Raw genomic sequence first — 17,660 nt, 5'->3', positions numbered from 1 at the left:
TATGGGTTTCATAGCGCACCGCACTGCATAACCTGCCATGCCAAGAGTTTCTTGGTGTGGCATCCTGCTCCTTTTTTGCAATCAGAGCCTTTACGCCTCATGGCCGAAACACCTGTTTATACCGATGCCGACCCAACACTGGCAGAACTGTTACAAACGCACCCGCAGCTTACGGTTAGCCCTACCTGTGGGCTGATGCTGGAAGGCGTGGCCCTAAACGCCATAGCTGATTCTGTTGGCACACCCTGTTGGGTATTGGGGGCGGGTACGCTGCGCACGCGTATGCGCCGGATGCACGCTGCCATGCGGGATGCCGGGCTGGATGTTTCCATCCACTATGCCGTGAAAGCCAATGATCATCTGGCCATTCTTACCCTAATCGGTCAGGAAGGTTTTGGGGCGGATATTGTAAGCGGTGGTGAACTGGCGCGCGCCATAAAGGCCGGTATTCCAGCAAGCCGCATTGTGTTTTCCGGCGTTGGCAAAACAGATGCCGAACTGGAACAGGCCATTAGCCACGGCATTGGCCAGATTAACGTAGAAAGCGCAGAAGAGCTGGAAGCTATTTCAGCCATTGCCACCAAACTGGGTAAGCAGGCCACCATTACCCTGCGCATAAACCCGGATGTAGATGCCAAAACCCACGCCAAAATTACAACCGGCTTGGCTGCCAATAAATTTGGCATTCCATTTCAAGATGCCGCAGCACTTTATGCCCATGCGTTAACCCTCTCTGGCGTGCGGCCTGTTGGTTTTGCCACCCATATTGGTAGCCAGATTTTAACCACCACCCCTTATCGTGCAGCCTATGCCCGCGTGGCGGAACTGGTGCGTACCGTGCGCGCCGCTGGCAATGCCGTAAGCGTAGTGGATTGTGGCGGTGGCCTTGGCATTTGCTACCGCAATGAAACCGAAGGTCAGCCCGAAGCACTAGCTGGCGCCATTAAGGCAGAACTGGGTGATCTGGGCGTAAAGCTGGCAATTGAGCCGGGGCGTTGGCCCATTGGCCCGGCTGGTGTGCTGCTGAGCAGCGTGATCTTGCGTAAGGAACAAGGCATGGATGTGCCTTTCCTTGTGCTGGATACGGCCATGAACGAACTGCTGCGCCCCAGCATGTATGATGCGTGGCATGGCATTTTACCACTTGCACCGCAGGCGTTCAGCCAACCTGTTTCCTTGGCCCATGTGGTCGGCCCTGTGTGTGAAAGTGGAGATACATTTGCGCGGGATAGGCTTTTGCCCCCGCTGGCCCGCAATGCACGTATAGCCCTGCTGGATACAGGCGCGTATGGTGCGGTTATGAGTTCCACTTACAACAGCCGCCCGCTTGCTGCAGAAGTTCTGGTTGAAGATGGCCAATGGCAGGTGATACGCCAAAGGCAGAGTGTTGAAGAACTGTGGCAGGATGAAACTGTGCCCTCCCACCTTGCCAAAGCCACATGAACCAAGGCGGTCTGCACCAATCCCTGACCGCCTCCACCGCTGAGGATGGAGCGCTGGCGGAGCGCCTTGCCACCGCACGCCGCCATGCCGCCATTGTTTTGCGGATAGAACGGCTGTGGCCTGCGCTTCAGCCCACTTTTGCCCTGCTGGGGGTTTACTGTGTAGCTTCTTTGCTACGCATTCCTCAGCATCTGCCAGATGGCATCCGGCTGCTGCTGGTGGCCGGATGGCTGAGCCTATGCGGCTGGCGACTGCACAAGGATATTGAAAACCTTGCGCCCCCCACCCCAAGCGAAGTTGACCGGCGAATTGAACAGGCATCCGGCCTACACAACCGCCCCCTCGCTACACTAACAGACCATCCCGCAGGTACATCCTCGCAAAGTTCCGCCACCTTATGGCAGGCGCATCAGCAGCGTATTCTGGCATCACTTGGCAGGCTGCGGGTGGGTTGGCCGCGCCTTTGGCCGCAAGGCCGCACGCGGCAAATTGGGGCATGGGTATTGGTTGCAGCCCTTGCTGGCACAGCCGGGCTTGCAGGTTCCTCCGCGCCGGGGCGTATCCTTGCTGGGTTTATTCCGGGGCGGGATGATCCTGATGTCCCCTTCCCGCGTGTAGAGGCATGGATAACCCCACCTACTTACGCGCCAGATGCCCCTGTTTTTTTGGGCAATATCAAAACACCCCCACAAACGCCGCAAGGGGCCCATCTTACTGCCATTGTCACGGGCTTGGCCTCACACCCTACCTTGCGGGAACAGGGTGGCATGGTGCTGCATGATGCCACACGCCACAAACTGGATGCCCATAGCTGGAAGCTGGATGTGGTGCTGGAGCATTCTGGCACCGTACGCCTTACAGGCCGCGGCCGAACATTAGCCCAATGGCCCGTAACCGTACTGCCAGATGCAGACCCCAGCGTGAAATGGGGGCCAAACCCCGGCTCTCCCCGTAAAGAAGAATGGCGCACTCTTCTGCCGTATGAGGCCAGCCATGCTTATGGGCTGGCATCCCTTAAGGTAGAGCTGCATCTGGCCCACGCCAAACACGGGTCAGAACGTACACTCACCATTCCCCTTCCTCTTGTTGGGCATCCCAAATCTGTAAAAGGTGCCATTAGTCCCGATCTGTCGGAAGATCCGTGGGCAGGAGAAACCGTAACCGGCCGTGTGATTGCCTCGTCCGTAAGTGGGCATGAGGGCAAAAGTGCCCCCGCCATATTCCGTATGGGCGCACGTGTTTTCCATTCCCCGATTGCCCGCGCACTGTTGGACGTGCGTAAGCGCTTCGCTTTGGGGCAGGAAAGTCGGCAGGATGCCGCATTAGATCTGGAGGCACTGGCCGATGCCCCCGGCCCGGTGCGTGAGCATACCGGTATGTTGCTGGCGCTCAGCAGCGTGGTAGCCATGCTGGATAACAACCTGACGGACACGGCCACCGCCCGCGCTGGCGCCACAAACCTGCTGTGGGATCTAGCTCTGGATATAGAAGACCGCCGCACAGGGGATGATGCCAGTGCTCAGGCATCCATTGATGTGCGCGCGGCCCAAGCCGCCGTAGCGCAGCAACTTCAGCACATGCACGAAAATGGGCAGCAAGGACAACAAGCCCAGCAGGAACTGGAAGAAAGACTCAAAACCCTGCAAAGCGCCATCAGCCGCAAAATGCAGGCACTAGCAAATCAGGCCATGAAAGATCACACGGTTATTCCTGATCTTCCGGGTTTTACCAGTGCAGGGAATCAGGCCTTTTCACGCCTGATGCGCCAACTCCAGTCCGATGCCTCCAATGGTCATGCAGATGAAGCGCTGAAGCGTTTGCAGGATATGGAAAACGCCACCGAGCGCATGCGCAACGCCACGCCACAGGATATGGCAAATTTGGCGCAGCAGATGATGGCGCAACAAAAAATGCGTGAACAGGCTGCCGCCCTACATGATCTGGCAAGCAAACAAACCGCTTTGTTAGATCATGCACAATCTCGCCTTGATGAAAACCTGAAAGCGCAGGCCCAGAAACAAAGTGATCTGGCAGACGATGGTGATGGTGAGGCCGATTACGCCAACATGCCCACATCCGAACTGTTGCGCCGTTTGGGCCTGCCCATGCCTCCGGGTTCGGAAGGGGCGCAGCCTGCACCCCCACCTCCGCCCTCGCAGCCTGAAACACCGCTTATGCCTGACCCAGCAAAAGCAGAGGCACAAGCCGCAGCCCGGCGTAATGAGCGCGCCACGCAGCATGCGTTGGAACACGCGCTGGATGAGTTGAAAGACGAATTTAAGTATCTGACAGGCAAAACCCCCGGTGCTTTTGATGAAGCCCGCAAAAGCATGCAGGATGCCCGCAAGGCGCTGGCCGATGGGGATGATGCCGCCGCCGCCAATGCTGAAGAAAAAGCACTGGAAGCCCTGCGCAAAACACGCCAGCAAATGCAGGATGCCGTTAAGGGTAACGGCAAAAACAGTATCCCCAGCTTTTTGCCCGCTCTGAGCAGCCCGTCTGATGGATCTTCTGGTTCTGGCAGTGCATCCGATGGCCAGAATGGCTCTGGCTCCCCTTCTGATTCCTCAGAAAATCAGGAGGAAGAAGACAAACAGAGCGGCAAGCGCGATCCGCTGGGCCGTAAACTGGGTGAAGGCAAGGATCAGACCGAAGATGATTCTACCCACATTCCAGATAACGTGGCCCGCCAGCGCGCCAGAGAAATTGAGCAGGAACTGCGGCGGCGTGATTCAGACCGCACCCGCCCACAGCAGGAACTGGATTATCTTGACCGTTTGCTTAAGCCGTTCTGAAGGCGGAAATGAAGCGAACTCTTTCCTGGACTTATCAGCAAGATAACCGGGTATGACTTTTTACATTGCACGGAGCGAAAAGAGAGTATGGCTCGTTTTCTGGTAACCGGTGGCGCTGGGTATGTTGGCAGCCACGTTGTTCTTGCCCTGCTGGATGATGGGCACGACGTTGTTGTGCTGGACAACCTGCGCACTGGCCACCGCGCCGCGGTGCCAGAACAGGCGACCTTCGTGCAAGGTGATATTTCAGACATTGATTGTCTGGATAAGGTTCTTTCCTCCGGCACGTGGGATGGTATTCTGCATTTTGCAGCCCTCTCCTTGGTGGGAGAAAGCATGCAAAACCCCATGATGTACATGACAGCCAATGCTGGCTATGGTTTTGGGCTGATTGATGCCTGCGTGCGCCACGGCGTAAAACGCTTTGTGTTTTCCTCCACCGCCAACCTGTTTGGTTCTGCCGGGGAAGGCCCGATTAACGAGGGTGCCCCCATCAACCCCGGCTCTCCGTATGGCGAGAGCAAATATATGGTGGAACGCGCCCTGTACTGGGCTGACAAAATTCATGGGCTAAAAAGTGCCTGCCTGCGCTATTTCAACGCCGCTGGGGCTGATCCGGCTGGCCGTGCGGGGGAAGACCATCGCCCTGAAACGCATCTGATCCCGCTGGTTATTGATGCTGCCCTGAAGCGTCGCCCAGCCCTTACGCTGTTTGGTGAGGACTATCCTACGCCAGATGGCACCTGTATTCGTGATTATGTGCATGTTACAGATCTGGCACGCGCCCATCTGGCTGTGCTGCCGCTTCTGAATGATAAAAGCGTGGTGTTTAACGTTGGCACAGGGCGCGGCAATTCCAACCGCGAAATTATTGATGCCGTTGGCCGCGTGAGCAATCTGGAAGTGCCTTGGCAGGCAGGTCCACGCCGCGCGGGTGATCCGGCCAGCCTGGTGGCCAGCCCAGCGCGCCTGATGGAAGCAACAGGTTGGGCGCCAGAATTTACGGATATCGATCGGATTGTGGAAACAGCCTTTAACTGGCGCAAAAACCACCCGCAGGGTTATGGCGCGTAACCTTCTTTTTTCCTGCATGGTGGCCTTTACCGCTGCCATGCACGCCGCCTTGGTAAGCCATGCCGCCAACGCAGAAGGCCCAGCCTATCGCACGCATCTGGCTGGCGTAGGGCTGCAAGACCCACGCCAAAAAGTAGATGCCATGCAGCCGCCTTGGTCTGCCGTGGGGCGTGTGCAAACAGAACTGGGCAGCAGATGCACCGGCTTTTTAATTGCACCCAACGTGGTGGAAACTGCCGGGCACTGCCTGTGGCTGAGCCATGTGCGTGGGTTTGTGCGGCCTAAAAGCGTGCATTTTTTGCGTGCTTATACGGGTGACCATTACATGGCCCATGCCCGTGCCGTGCAAATTATTATCCCCCCCGGTTACAGAACAGATCAGGAAGGCAATAGTGGCGGGTTAGACCATGCCACGCTTATTCTGGATCATGCTATCGCCAAGCCGAACGAGGTTTTCCATATCGATACACCTCTACAGGCCCTTACACTCGGATTGCCTGTTGTATTGGGCGGGTATGAGCAAAACCAGCCTGATATTATTACCGCTGACCAAAACTGCCATTTTTTGAATATGACACAAGATGGGGGCGGTAACACGCTACTGGTGCATAATTGCGCGGGCACACATGGCAGCAGCGGTGCACCTTTACTGTTTCATGATCAGGGCGGGTGGCACGTTATTGGTGTGCAGGTGCAGGCATTCACCAATGGTGCCGGTGGCCGTGCTGTGCCACTTTTAAGCCAGAACTAGCAAAAACCCTGTTGCAAACTGCGGCAGATCAAAGACATCTCACTTTCTGCTGCGCAGGATATCTTTCATTCTGGTAGAAAATACCAAGGTTTGATACCGCAAAAAGGAAGCCTCCCATGTTTGCCATGCGTCTGCACCAGCCCAAAACGCCCCTGCAATGGGAAGAAGTGCCAGACCCTGTGCCCGGCCCCGGTGAAATTCGGGTAAAAGTGTTGGCCTGTGGTGTATGTCGCACAGATTTACACGTGGTGGATGGAGACCTTACACACCCCAAACTACCTATTATCCCCGGCCACGAAATTGTCGGGCGGATTAACCAAATTGGCTCTGGCGTTACCTCTTTATCTGTTGGGCAGCGCGTGGGTATTCCGTGGCTTGGGCACACATGCGGACACTGCTTTTATTGCAGTGATCATCATGAAAATCTGTGTGACCATCCCGTATTTACCGGATATACACGGGATGGCGGCTACGCCACAATGGCCGTAGCAGATGCCCGCTTTGCTTTTCCATTGGGGGAAGAAGGCTCTGATGTAGAAGTAGCGCCCCTATTATGTGCCGGGCTTATTGGCTGGCGTTCCTTGGCAAAAACCGGAAATGCACAAAAAGTTGGGCTCTATGGTTTTGGGGCTGCCGCCCATATTATTGCGCAGGTTCTGGTGTGGCAGAAAAAGCAGGTTTACGCCTTTACCCGCCCCGGTGATGCCAAAACGCAAGCCTTTGCGCGTGAATTAGGAGCAACATGGGCCGGAGGTTCGGATGAGCTGCCGCCAGAACAACTGGATGCCACCATTATTTTTGCACCCGTAGGTTCTTTGGTGCCAGCAGCGCTCAAAACCCTGCGCAAAGGTGGCCGTGTGGTATGTGCTGGTATCCATATGAGCGAAATACCTGCCTTTCCTTACGATACCTTGTGGGAAGAGCGTGAAATTGTTTCCGTTGCCAATCTTACGCGTCAGGATGGGTTAGATTTTCTGTCCATTGCGCCCAAAATCGGCATCCACACCACCACAACTACATATGCCCTAAAAGATGCCAACAAGGCGCTGGATGATTTACGGCATGGTCGGTTTGATGGTGCCGCCGTACTGGTGCCCTAAACCCTAGATGAATATATCAGGCTGGTTGTGGAGCAGGCATTTCCTCTTGCTCCGCAGCAGCCAGAATGGCCGCCAGCAGGCCGGGAAAGCGTGCTTCCATATCCTGCAAACGCAGGCTGTTCATGTGGGTTACGCCCACAACTTCCGTGCGTAACAAACCAGATTTACGCAGCACCGCAAAATGGTGGGAAATAGAAGATTTGGGCCGCCCATCCTGCAATGGCGCACAAGCCTGAGGCTGATGCTGCATCAGCTTTTGCACAACAGAAAGCCGAAAAGGATCTGCCAGCGCGTGCAGAATATCCGCCAACTTGAACGCTTCGGGCGCAGGATGGTCATACTGCTTCATGGGTTGCGCTTGAGCCCTTAACTCTTGCCTACAGGATTAGTTCGATTATAGTCGAACTAATGGTCGTGCAGACCTGATCCGTAACGGAGACTACGCATGCCGACACTGTTTGATACTTATACCCTTAAAGATATTACCTTACGCAACCGTATTGTGGTTGGCCCCATGTGCCAATACACAGCACATGAGGGCGTGCCGAATGATTGGCATGCCGTGCATTATCCTACTCTCGCCCGTGGCGGTGCAGCGCTTGTTGTGGTGGAAGCCACAGCCGTTTCCCCCGAAGGGCGCATTACCCCCGGCTGCCTTGGTTTATGGAATGATGAGCAGGCTGCTGCCTTTGCCCCTATTACAGCGGCTATAAGCAAAGCAGGCGCAGTGCCCGGTATCCAGCTTGCCCATGCAGGCCGCAAAGCCAGCGCACACGTGCCGTGGGAAGGTGATGACCATATTCCAGAATCAGACCCAGCAGGTTGGCAACCCATTGCGCCCTCACCTGTAGCATTTGGAGCCAACCTGCCCCGCGTGCCCACGGAAATGACATTGGATGACATTGTCCGTGTAAAAGCCGATTTTGTGCGTGCCGCAGAACGTGCGCGAGATGCCGGTTTTAAATGGCTGATGCTGCATTTTGCGCACGGTTATCTGGCACAAAGTTTTTGGTCCACCCACTCCAACAAACGCACGGATCAATACGGTGGCTCGGCCGAAAATCGTGGCCGTTTTTTGCTGGAAACGTTGGAAGCCGTGCGTGCTGTATGGCCTGAAAACCTGCCCCTTTCCGCCCGCTTTGGCGTGATTGAATTTGATGGGCAGGATGAACAAACGCTGGCAGAATCCATTACCCTTGTTCAGAAAATGAAAGGGGCAGGCTTGGATTTTCTGGATGTCAGCATCGGGTTTTCCACCCCCACAGCCAATATTCCGTGGGGTGCCGGTTTTATGGCGCCTTACGCTCAACGCGTAAAACAGGAAGCCGCGCTGCCTGTCACAACCTCATGGTATATCAGCGAAGGCAGGCAAGCAGATGCGCTTATCCGCACAGGTGCGCTGGATCTGGCAACACTTGGGCGGCCATTCCTTGCCAACCCGCACTGGCCGTATGAAGCCGCACGCGCTTTACACGTTAAAAATGCGGGAAATGTGCTGCCGCCTTCTTACGGGTGGTGGTTGGCCCGTTATCAGTAACACGGCGTTACCTTTGTATTTCCAGTATTCCGGGTTCACTCTAAAGTGGCCCGGAACACTGGAAGCTCTTATTTTTTCTCTGGCATTCCCACACATTCAGCCGGGCCAGGAAAACTACGATTGCGCACGGCTTGAGCATATGCGGCGGCGGCTTGCTCAACTTCCTTGCCCAGATCAGCAAATTTTCTCACAAATCTGGGTGTAAAATCAGGAAACAGCCCTAGCATATCCTCTGTAACCAGCACCTGCCCGCCACATGCGGGAGAAGCCCCAATGCCAATAGTCGGAATATGCAATATCTCGCTGATCTTGCGGGAAAGCGGTTCCATTGTGCTTTCAATCACCACCGCCCATGCGCCAGCATCCTGCACAGCGCGTGCATCTGCTAGAATCTGTTCGGCCTCATCGCCTCGGCCAACGGTGCGGAAGCCACCATGCGCGTGCACGGCCTGTGGTTTAAGCCCGATATGCCCCACAACCGGAATGCCGCGCTGCACCAAAAACTGAATGGTCTCGGCCATTTCCTGCCCGCCTTCCAGCTTTACGCACCCAGCCCCTGTTTGCGCCATAATCTGCGCCGCCACCCGGAACGCCTGCTGTGGGCTTTCCTGATAACTGCCAAAAGGCATATCCACCGCCACACAGGCCTGCTGGCTGCCACGCACAACAGCCTGGCCGTGGGCTATCATCATTTCCGGGGTTACGGCCAAAGTGGAATCCATGCCGTACACCACCATGCCTAAAGAATCCCCCACCAATAGCAGATCACAATGCGCATCCAGCAAGCGGGCCATAGGGGCCGTATAAGCGGTAAGAGACACGATAGGAGCATCCAACGCCGCTAAAGATCGCGGTGTGTGCCGCTTGACTGTTTGATGTCGGCTCACGCGTATTCTCTCCTTGTTTCAATTCAGGATCATGGATCAAAAGTGAGGGCAGCTTTCCTGTATCCTCCTCTGCTGTCCAGCCCTGCCACGAGCCGAAGCAAAGCAAAACCACAAAAAGAAAAAGAATACCCTTCAAAGCATTGACAACACTCCTCCAACCCTTTAGATCACGGCTCAACAAATCGGAGGGATGCCCGAGTGGCTAAAGGGGGCGGACTGTAAATCCGCTGGCGTACGCCTACGTTGGTTCGAATCCAACTCCCTCCACCATTTTCCTGAAAAATATCCAGTAAAAACAAAAAGATAGCGGTCGCTTATTGAGCGTTACCCCTCTTACTCCCCCTCTTAAAACAATCACCATAAACACTCACAAAATCAGTATCTTATATTTTTGCATGAGAGATATATATTTATTAAATAAATGCGGACACCTATAGAATTGAAGCCTGTAATGCTGTGCTTGTGTAACCGCGCCCCATACAAAAAAGGGACCTCCATGATGGAAGTCCCTGTCTAGCTTTCCTGCGTAAGACCTATGCCGCTTGCTCGTTCTGCGGCTCAAACATCAGTTCCGGATAATCATCAGTTAATTTAGGGCCTCCTCCAATCATACAACTTGGATGCGGGTCTTCCCTGTCGAATGGATAGGGAGCCATAAACCTGCGGCGATGCTTATCCCATTCCCAGCCTTGCGCCATTAACCATTGGGAACTGGGGTTCCCAAACACATGCAGCTTGCCCGTCTCCATATCTCTGCGGATGCCAGATCGTTCTTGCTCTATGCCCTCCATTCTCTCCGCACTATGAGCAGCCTGTTCTTTCAGATGCTCAATAATGAGTGCCCTATTTTCTTTGAGGCGCACTAGTAAATCGGGAGAGATTACGGATCGGTCACCTCGTATAACCGGCTGCTCATCAGCAAGAACAATATGCGCCCCCAAACTTTCTATTTCCTTGACCAAGAAGCTGACTTGGAATGGATCGCTATCCCTAGCAAACAGATCACGAAGAACTTGGCTCACCACACGAAAGCCCTCCGGGTATATGTTTTTGCGGTGTTATCGGTGTTACTGGTGTTACCATGCGTAAAAATGGCTGTTTTCCGCCTATTTTCATGAAGCAGCGCGGTAACACACTCCCTTTTCCTCCGTGTTACCGGTGTTACCAATCGACTGATCATCATCGGTCACCTCCGATAATGTCTCCGCTAACAATATAGAAACGGCCGGTTTTTGATGTCCCGACCTCCCGAGCTATTTCAGCAGATTTAACCAACTTGGATGCTTTACCGTCCGGGCTGGGGATAAGATAACCCGCCGCGATAAGAGCTTGTGCTGCGCGCTTGGGATCAATGCCCTTGCAAACCACTTCACGCCATGATGTCGGGAAAATGAGATATTCCCACTTATTTCCCTCTGAGGTAGCCATGGTGCGGCGGTAGCCTACGCGGTTCAATGTCTTGCTATACGCATCCTCTTGACCTTCATTGCCGCCCAGCAAGGTAAAGCGACTTTCTCCATGTTGTTCTATGAACAGGCGCACCTGCTCAACTGCTTCCTGATCTTCCCCAGCCTGCGTTCCGCCACGATCATCCAGCCATGACATAAAACAGGCTTTCGCAGCCCGCGTAGCTTCTCCTGATGGCCACGGCAGAATCTTGTAAGCCACGGCCATTTCACCAGCCGCAGCAGCCAACCCAAAACGGCGCACAACAGAACGCACCTGCCCGCTTGTTGCTATGCCATTAGGTAGACAGTCCGCCTCAAACCGATCAACAAGACTCTTGATACCGGATGCGAGGCCCGCTTCATCGTCAGCCCGTTCTTTGACAAGAGCATCAAGATAGGCGCGACTGGCCGTACCATAATGGGTGCGCGCAGCCCTGCGGATATAGTCAGCAAGATCCCCGGCGCCAGGCATTCCGTGCAGATTTTCAAACAGCCCCATACCGGCCCCAGCATCTGCTTGGATACTGACAAGACGCACCTCCTGCCCCGCCATAACCCGACGGCCAGCCTCTCCCATCTTGGTGGCGAGAGTAACTTCACCCGTTGATAGGAACAGGGACCGCCATGTCTTGCGGGCCCGTGCTTCCCCGTTCCGTCCTGCGCGCTGCTTGCCGGTATTGTTGGCCAGCATATAGGTAATGTCCCCGACCTCGCGCCCATCTGCCGCCCCCATCTCATCCAGAATCAACAAGGTGTCAGAAGTCTCGGCAGCGATGCCCTCCGTCCCATTTGTCGTGCCACGCCATGAGCGTATCTGCCCGTCCCTATCGCCCTTGCCCCAGACAGAGCCCGCCGCAAACAGGGCCGTAGATTTACCGGCCTGGCTGGCGCCAACAATATGAAAGCCGCCGGACTGCTCACCCATGATATCCAAAAGCGGCCCACTGAAAGCCACCGCCAAGGCGAATGCCAAACGGCTGTTTCCCACGGCGTAGACAGCGAGGTCTTTCTGCCAATCCTCCAGCTTGCCTGCCGTGGCATATTCCATGCCAGCAGCTGCGCGCGTTGTCTGAAACGCCACAGCCCGACGGCCCTCCCCCAATGTCATGCCATTGGGCAACACAAAAGCCGGTCCATTATCCGTCCTGTGCCAACCCGAATTGGTGACACAGCGCAGACGACTTTTGGTATGAACGGAAGCAATGAACTGACGAAGCTGTCGGGTAGCAGAAATATTGCAGTTCAGGCCTGCATCTTCCAGTTCACCCGCAATATCCTTGCCTTCCCCGTGCACCATTTTACGCGGAATGGACCATTGATGCGCGCGCCGGTCATGATCTCGCCAGTTGATCAGCAATCCCCACCCTGTCCCGTTTTCATCTCGTGTTTCAGCAACAACATCAAAAGCGGCACAAACCCATATGGCTGGTTTGGGAAGGCCATCTTCTCCTGCTTCTGGAGTGTAATAGAGGCCCCGGCTTGTCATACTATAACCGAGCGGCATCTTTACATTGGCTTCTGCCTGTGGCGCGGCATCAATGAACGGGCGGAGGGCTTCCGCCACAGAGACCGCATCGCCTCCCGTCATTTCAAGGGGTAGATCATCCGCCAAGTCCCATTTGGGCGGCAAGGTATCGGGAAGCACGACCATTCGCACAGACGCAGCCCCGGCATCCCGTAACGCCTCAATAGCATGCTCAGCATATTTCTCACCGGCCTCGTCATTATCAGGCCAGATCGTGACATCCCGGCCTGCCAGTGGCGACCAATCAGCGCTTCGGACGGATGTGCTCCCTCCGCTGGTGAGCACTACCAGATCGGGAAACAGGTCACGGGCCGCGTCAGCCGCTTTTTCACCTTCCACCAGAAGAACTGGTGCATCGGGCTGGGCTGCAAGTTTATCCAGACCATAGAGAGGCAACGGCTTGGCTGGTTGCTTCCAATGCCATCCGGTAACGTCTTGATGTTTCCCATTGTGATCTGTCCAGACACGGCGGCCATACGTCAGCGGGCGGACTTCCTTTTTCGGAATACCATCTGCACCGGGTTTGCCATCGTACCGAAAACGAGCGAACAAAGGCCGCCCCTCTGCATCCCGGTACACCCACATATCTGTGGCATTGCGGGGCTTCTCCGGTTCGGAGGGAGCTGGCGTCATCGGCTCCCAAATTTCTGCATCATGGGTATCTGTCGCAAGCCCACGGGCTGCCTGCTTTTCCAGATCTGTCAGCGGTTTGAACAGACCGTTTTCATCTATGCAGGCCATGGCTGGAATATGCTGGGAAATGCTCATTGCGCACCTCCTGCCAGCCCAAGCATTTTTGCCAGCATCACAGCGGCTTCATATTGAGAACAGTCCGCCAGATAGGCGGCAAGGGAGACTACATCCCCGCCCCGCGCATCGGCCTGCGCAAAGTCTGCCCACCGGCCCGTGTTCAAGTTCACACTAAAAGAACCGGGTTTCCTGTCACTCCGTTTGGGATTGCGCGCTACCCACTCGTGACCCTGCTTCTTGCCGTCTGGCAGCCAACGGCCCAGCAGCGCAGGAAGAATACCCATAGCGGCACGATTGACAGTTTGAAAGTCTATTGCCCTACCCAGATGTACAGAGTCCGAGCTTGATGGCATTTTATCAGCCATAATTATACGTCCCAGTCTAGCACCAGACGTCATTTCTTATTGGACGAAAACTCATCTTTTCTGTACAAGGAGAGAGCGGTTTTCTTCTTGTACAGAATGATAAGCAGCCACCTCTCAGAAATGACAGGTGGCTGTTTTATTTCGTGATGATTTCAGCATCTGGCAAAGACGCAAGCCAAGTTAACCCGGCCTGAAAATCTATAACCGTTTTGCGTCCAATCTTTTTCCCATGCAAAGATCCATCGCCTAGCTTGCGATATGTGTCCGTGCGGGACATCCCTGTACGGGTTATCCAATCACTAACCGACACATATCGTATATCGGCACGCGGAACCTTTTGATCCATGACCGCCTCCATCAGACGGCAAGAACTGCTGCACGGCGGCGGCGCCCAAGCGGTAGACGAGACGCAATAAGCGGCAAATCAGAACGACGTACAAAATAAGCACGTCCTCTTCGGTCATATGACACCTGTCAAAACGAATTTAGAAGGTGTCGAACGAAAAATACGACAGTCATCAGGAATGAAAAAACGATGTCTTTAATCGTTTTTGTCTTCCCAAAACAAAGTCAGTACGCATACAAAGACTACAAAACCGTTACCAAAGGTTTTTGTTCGTCTTCGTTCGTATAGATTGACCCACGAAGTCATATCTATTCGTTCGACAAAGGCGTTTCATCATCGGAAAGCCGCTCTCGGTGTTGGTGCACCTTGGGCGGTTTTCTTTTGAATGTGGGGCTCCCGATCGGAGCCAACACATCTACCTAATATTCTTCAATAAAAGATCATTCGGCATTGATCACGCCTTCTCCATTTGTTCTATCTGATAAAAATCTGCGCTACCAGTGCCATACGCTTCGTTTCTCTTAAAATACGCCCTATATAAGCGCTTCATTCTGCGCGCACTGGTTGTAGTCACAGACCAAACAGAGAGCCCTCAGTGACGATTTATGAGGTTTTTACGGCATAAATAATGATCAATGGGCTGAAGGCATGATTGAGAAGACCAAAAACAGGGCCTTTCTGGTGCTCCTATCCATGCTCATTATGCAAAACCAGCTTTGCTTTCCATTTTCTCAAAAAGTCTTCACAGGAACGAAAAGACTCGACCGAAACATAGCCCTAATTTTCCTCACAAAAGACATCATCCTCATCCAACCAATTGCTGATATCGACTGCCCAAAATCACCTTCGGGCCCACACAATTTTTTTCGCCAAGCATGATGCAGATATCGGAGAAGTCAGAGCATTTTGCTTCCATACTTCTCCGAATCGCATGCTTATTGATCGATGTCAGTGCTATCTCGCCACCGCTCCAAACCGTTCCATAAGCCTTTCATGATGACGGGATGCCCAATAGGAAGCGGCTCACTATTAGGTGCCCGCTCGGCCCTGATATCGCTTACCTTCAATTGAGGAGACGTTTCTGCAGCACTCTTATCGGGTAAGCGGGAATCCCCGCTTACCTTTTCGCCAGTGTAGCGCTCATACTGAAACCGACACATTGTATCAGACCGACCAAGGCGACGAGCTATAGCCCGCCATGCATGGCCTTGAGTGCGCAGGCCCACCACAAGGTCAATTTCCTCCTTTGTCCAATTTGAACGCCCATCCGTCACGATGCTGCCTCCGCAATGGCTGCGCATCGGCGTTCCATTTCACCGGATAGCCATTCCAGAGCCATGCCCACAGCGCCCATACCGGGGCCGCTTTCTTCCGATCCCGTAAGCATGCCGTTGCTCATGGCCTGAAGGCATATCCCGATGCAGGACAATTCGCTGGTTGCGTCCTGAATGACGCTCAGCCGATCAGGTGTGACCACAGGGGTTTTGCGCCGTTGTGATGCAGAAGTTTGTTTCTGGCTCATGCTCTACCCTCCGCCGGAGGGGGTAGTTCTTGCCAGTCACCTGTATTGCTTACGTAGGCATCGGCTGCTTCTGGGAGAGCTGCAACCATCTTGCAGAACATCCGACCATCATCCTGCAAAGCAAACAGCAGATAATTACCCCCATATTCCTGCACACGCTGCACGCTCAGACTTATTGTTTTAGCCATGATCCCAATCCTTCCCGGCAACGCGGTATGTGAAGCGGGCCAACCCTGTTGTTGTGCGGAAGGCCAGGCACGTTAGGGGCAGCAGAATGAACAAGGACATTTCACGCAAAAGGGACTTCATGCCACTTCCTCCGGCTTGGGGTCGGGCTTGATGTTGGCTGCATGCAACAGACTCCACCTGCGGGTTGCCTGTTCTTTGACTATGGCAAGACCAGCCTTGAGCTTACTGGGCTCCATGCCGCCAAAGACTTCCAAGGCAGTCTTGTGCATAGCCCGCATTTCTTCTTCAAACTCGAAGTGGGTGACCCCATCAAGGAACAGGTGATCTGTATATTCCCAGCCTGCACCCCAGAGCGGCGAAGGTTCTGGATGTGTGGTTTCCAGCCATTCCTTTGTGCCTTTGAGATAATTGGAAATCTGTTCTCGTGTTGATGCAAGGGTTAGTCCAGGTGGGGCTGGGCGCGTCCAATCCTGTATTGGCTTGTCATGGATTGCAGAAAGGCTGGCACATATCTGGCGGGCTTTGGTTATGTCACCATCCTTTGCCAATGGGTGCCATGTATCGTCTTGGAAATGGACGCAGGGCCAGAACACCCAGCCTTCCTTGTCATCTCCCAATTCCTGAACAAAAACCCCGCGCACATGCTCCCATGCGATGAAAGCAGTCGGGTTCTTGAGATTGTCCGGCATATCCTTGGCGCTGCTATACTTTGGCATTACGCATGCCCTCCAGCTTCTGTTTCCATCAGGATTTGACCCAGAGTAAGTTCCTTCCAGCGCTTAATACCGGCCTCTGAAATTGTCTGTGCCAAAGCAGCAGTTTGCTGTGTTTGAACTCTGCCATTCTGGTAAGCAGAAAACCCAATGGCGTAAGCGGCACCTGTCAGATAGTCAGCCAACTTTGCGGCACCTTCTCCATCATGAAAGGTCTGTTCGGCTATTTGCTGCCCGATGAATTGCAAATCGATATTCAAGAGTATGGTTGTCTTACTCATGCCACTTCCTCCGGCAGCATCCAGCCGGGCGCGTCTTTCGCGCCTGTATGTGCTGCCAGCAGATCAAGATGATCCCGCAACCGATGGCTCAGCCAATGGAGAGCTTCGGGCTCGGTGATGTCGCATTCATCACAGCTCCATCCGGCTGTCACTTCCACTATAAGGGCGGCCATCATCCGTGCGTCTTTCAGGACGGCCTCCTGACTCCGCATGTTCTTGACAGTTTCCTGTTCGAAACCTGTGAGAGGCTGCTTATTCATGGCCACCCCTCCGCACACTATAGCCGGTCACATTGCCGAGGCGTTCCAGCGTTGAGCAAAGTTCGTCCGCCAACCAATAACGAGCAGCCGGAAAAACCACTTCGTTCTCTGGCTGGCTTAAATCATGCAGCGCCTGTGCAATTTTCTCAGCTTTGTCGAACAGCAAGCGTGGGTTTCTATAGTTGGCAAGATGATCATGCTCGGCTTCTGTCATGGCCGGTGTCGGGTTGCTCATCGCGCTGCTTCCCTCGCTTCAGAAGCCACAGCCTGCTTCAAATTATCCCGAACATTTCCAACGGAGCGTGCCAGCCAAGACAGACCATCACCCCAAGCCGCTGCATTTGCATGTGTGGGGGCTGGGTCGCTCTGTTCATCCATGCGCTCATACAGTTCACGCATCATCATCAGCATGGCGTTCTGGATTTCACCCAGACTGGCTGCTTGATCTATGAGAACTATATCTGTTGGCATCTTGCTCATCGCACAGCCTCCAGCTTCTGGGCTGCGTGGCCAGTTACGACAGGATCAGAAGCGCCCATTCCCAACAGCGCCAGAGCAATAAGAGCTGGTGCCACCAATGCGGGAAGGCTTGTACAGAAGATATGGAATGCCCATGTGTGTATGGGCGTGCTATAGGCATGTGTAGCCATTGCCGAATTCATCCTTCGGTTTGT

At 54.2% G+C, this 17,660-nt stretch carries 22 protein-coding genes and 1 tRNA gene; 7 read left to right on the top strand and 16 right to left on the bottom strand.

What is annotated here, in order from left to right; genetic code table 11:
- Window positions 1-99 precede the first annotated feature (99 nt).
- From lysA to FKW19_RS04970, 5 genes are all read left to right on the top strand, one after another.
- Window positions 100-1,443, top strand: a complete 1,344-nt coding sequence (lysA, locus tag FKW19_RS04990) for a diaminopimelate decarboxylase (protein ID WP_089178798.1) — start codon at window positions 100-102, stop codon at window positions 1,441-1,443.
- Complete coding sequence (locus FKW19_RS04985; RefSeq protein ID WP_089178797.1) at window positions 1,440-4,238, top strand: DUF4175 domain-containing protein; 2,799 nt, start codon at window positions 1,440-1,442, stop codon at window positions 4,236-4,238. The genes lysA and FKW19_RS04985 overlap by 4 nt, the downstream gene beginning before the upstream one ends.
- A gap of 87 nt (window positions 4,239-4,325) precedes the next feature.
- A complete protein-coding gene (gene galE, locus FKW19_RS04980) occupies window positions 4,326-5,312 on the top strand; it encodes a UDP-glucose 4-epimerase GalE (RefSeq protein WP_089178796.1) in 987 nt (328 codons plus the stop codon).
- 16 nt (window positions 5,313-5,328) lie between these two features.
- Window positions 5,329-6,063: a trypsin-like serine protease gene (locus tag FKW19_RS04975; protein ID WP_193561077.1), complete on the top strand. Its 735-nt coding sequence runs from the start codon at window positions 5,329-5,331 to the stop codon at window positions 6,061-6,063.
- 116 nt (window positions 6,064-6,179) lie between these two features.
- On the top strand, window positions 6,180-7,163 hold the full coding sequence (locus tag FKW19_RS04970; protein ID WP_089178794.1) for a zinc-dependent alcohol dehydrogenase family protein: 984 nt from the start codon (window positions 6,180-6,182) through the stop codon (window positions 7,161-7,163).
- Window positions 7,164-7,179: 16 nt separating this feature from the next.
- Here FKW19_RS04970 and FKW19_RS04965 read toward each other — a convergent pair whose 3' ends face one another.
- On the bottom strand, window positions 7,180-7,512 hold the full coding sequence (locus tag FKW19_RS04965) for a helix-turn-helix transcriptional regulator (protein ID WP_089178793.1): 333 nt from the start codon (window positions 7,510-7,512) through the stop codon (window positions 7,180-7,182).
- Between the two features lie 96 nt (window positions 7,513-7,608).
- On the opposite strand from FKW19_RS04965, the gene FKW19_RS04960 reads away from it, so the two are divergent.
- On the top strand, window positions 7,609-8,700 hold the full coding sequence (locus FKW19_RS04960) for an NADH:flavin oxidoreductase/NADH oxidase (protein WP_089178792.1): 1,092 nt from the start codon (window positions 7,609-7,611) through the stop codon (window positions 8,698-8,700).
- Window positions 8,701-8,768: 68 nt separating this feature from the next.
- Here FKW19_RS04960 and panB read toward each other — a convergent pair whose 3' ends face one another.
- Window positions 8,769-9,587, bottom strand: coding sequence for a 3-methyl-2-oxobutanoate hydroxymethyltransferase (gene panB, locus FKW19_RS04955; RefSeq protein ID WP_089178791.1), 819 nt, complete (start codon window positions 9,585-9,587; stop codon window positions 8,769-8,771).
- 184 nt (window positions 9,588-9,771) lie between these two features.
- On the opposite strand from panB, the gene FKW19_RS04950 reads away from it, so the two are divergent.
- Window positions 9,772-9,857 (top strand) — tRNA-Tyr (locus tag FKW19_RS04950).
- Between the two features lie 263 nt (window positions 9,858-10,120).
- Here FKW19_RS04950 and FKW19_RS04945 read toward each other — a convergent pair.
- From FKW19_RS04945 to FKW19_RS15375, 14 genes are all read right to left on the bottom strand, one after another.
- Window positions 10,121-10,609, bottom strand: coding sequence for a hypothetical protein (locus tag FKW19_RS04945; protein WP_231621245.1), 489 nt, complete (start codon window positions 10,607-10,609; stop codon window positions 10,121-10,123).
- Window positions 10,610-10,766: 157 nt separating this feature from the next.
- Entirely contained in the window at window positions 10,767-13,328 is a 2,562-nt protein-coding gene (locus tag FKW19_RS04940; RefSeq protein ID WP_089178790.1) for a DUF927 domain-containing protein, read from the bottom strand.
- Window positions 13,325-13,708, bottom strand: a complete 384-nt coding sequence (locus FKW19_RS04935) for a hypothetical protein (protein ID WP_006116134.1) — start codon at window positions 13,706-13,708, stop codon at window positions 13,325-13,327. Before FKW19_RS04935 ends, FKW19_RS04940 begins: the two co-directional genes overlap by 4 nt.
- A gap of 103 nt (window positions 13,709-13,811) precedes the next feature.
- A complete protein-coding gene (locus FKW19_RS04930; protein ID WP_123809130.1) occupies window positions 13,812-14,021 on the bottom strand; it encodes a hypothetical protein in 210 nt (69 codons plus the stop codon).
- Between the two features lie 935 nt (window positions 14,022-14,956).
- Window positions 14,957-15,295 carry an SANT/Myb-like DNA-binding domain-containing protein gene (locus tag FKW19_RS04925; RefSeq protein WP_089178788.1) on the bottom strand — a complete coding sequence of 113 codons (339 nt, stop codon included), beginning with the start codon at window positions 15,293-15,295 and terminating at the stop codon, window positions 14,957-14,959.
- Window positions 15,292-15,543, bottom strand: a complete 252-nt coding sequence (locus tag FKW19_RS04920) for a hypothetical protein (protein WP_089178787.1) — start codon at window positions 15,541-15,543, stop codon at window positions 15,292-15,294. Before FKW19_RS04920 ends, FKW19_RS04925 begins: the two co-directional genes overlap by 4 nt.
- Window positions 15,540-15,731 (bottom strand): hypothetical protein, encoded by a 192-nt coding sequence (locus FKW19_RS04915; protein WP_089178786.1) that lies wholly within the window; start codon window positions 15,729-15,731, stop codon window positions 15,540-15,542. Before FKW19_RS04915 ends, FKW19_RS04920 begins: the two co-directional genes overlap by 4 nt.
- Window positions 15,724-15,852, bottom strand: a complete 129-nt coding sequence (locus tag FKW19_RS15935; protein ID WP_255446460.1) for a hypothetical protein — start codon at window positions 15,850-15,852, stop codon at window positions 15,724-15,726. Before FKW19_RS15935 ends, FKW19_RS04915 begins: the two co-directional genes overlap by 8 nt.
- Window positions 15,849-16,448, bottom strand: coding sequence for a hypothetical protein (locus FKW19_RS04910; RefSeq protein WP_089178785.1), 600 nt, complete (start codon window positions 16,446-16,448; stop codon window positions 15,849-15,851). Before FKW19_RS04910 ends, FKW19_RS15935 begins: the two co-directional genes overlap by 4 nt.
- Window positions 16,448-16,726, bottom strand: coding sequence for a hypothetical protein (locus tag FKW19_RS04905; RefSeq protein ID WP_035353196.1), 279 nt, complete (start codon window positions 16,724-16,726; stop codon window positions 16,448-16,450). The genes FKW19_RS04910 and FKW19_RS04905 overlap by 1 nt, the downstream gene beginning before the upstream one ends.
- Entirely contained in the window at window positions 16,723-16,986 is a 264-nt protein-coding gene (locus FKW19_RS04900; protein ID WP_089178784.1) for a hypothetical protein, read from the bottom strand. Before FKW19_RS04900 ends, FKW19_RS04905 begins: the two co-directional genes overlap by 4 nt.
- Window positions 16,979-17,221 carry a hypothetical protein gene (locus tag FKW19_RS04895; protein WP_006116142.1) on the bottom strand — a complete coding sequence of 81 codons (243 nt, stop codon included), beginning with the start codon at window positions 17,219-17,221 and terminating at the stop codon, window positions 16,979-16,981. Before FKW19_RS04895 ends, FKW19_RS04900 begins: the two co-directional genes overlap by 8 nt.
- On the bottom strand, window positions 17,218-17,466 hold the full coding sequence (locus FKW19_RS04890; RefSeq protein ID WP_006116143.1) for a hypothetical protein: 249 nt from the start codon (window positions 17,464-17,466) through the stop codon (window positions 17,218-17,220). Before FKW19_RS04890 ends, FKW19_RS04895 begins: the two co-directional genes overlap by 4 nt.
- On the bottom strand, window positions 17,463-17,636 hold the full coding sequence (locus FKW19_RS15375) for a hypothetical protein (protein WP_162853398.1): 174 nt from the start codon (window positions 17,634-17,636) through the stop codon (window positions 17,463-17,465). The genes FKW19_RS04890 and FKW19_RS15375 overlap by 4 nt, the downstream gene beginning before the upstream one ends.
- Window positions 17,637-17,660: the final 24 nt, after the last annotated feature.

Source organism: Acetobacter sp. DmW_125128 (genome assembly GCF_008704325.1).
In the GTDB taxonomy this organism is placed as follows: Bacteria; Pseudomonadota; Alphaproteobacteria; order Acetobacterales; family Acetobacteraceae; genus Acetobacter; species Acetobacter oryzifermentans.
Note: the sequence above shows the minus strand (reverse complement) of the source record. Positions and strands in the feature narration are given on the sequence as shown.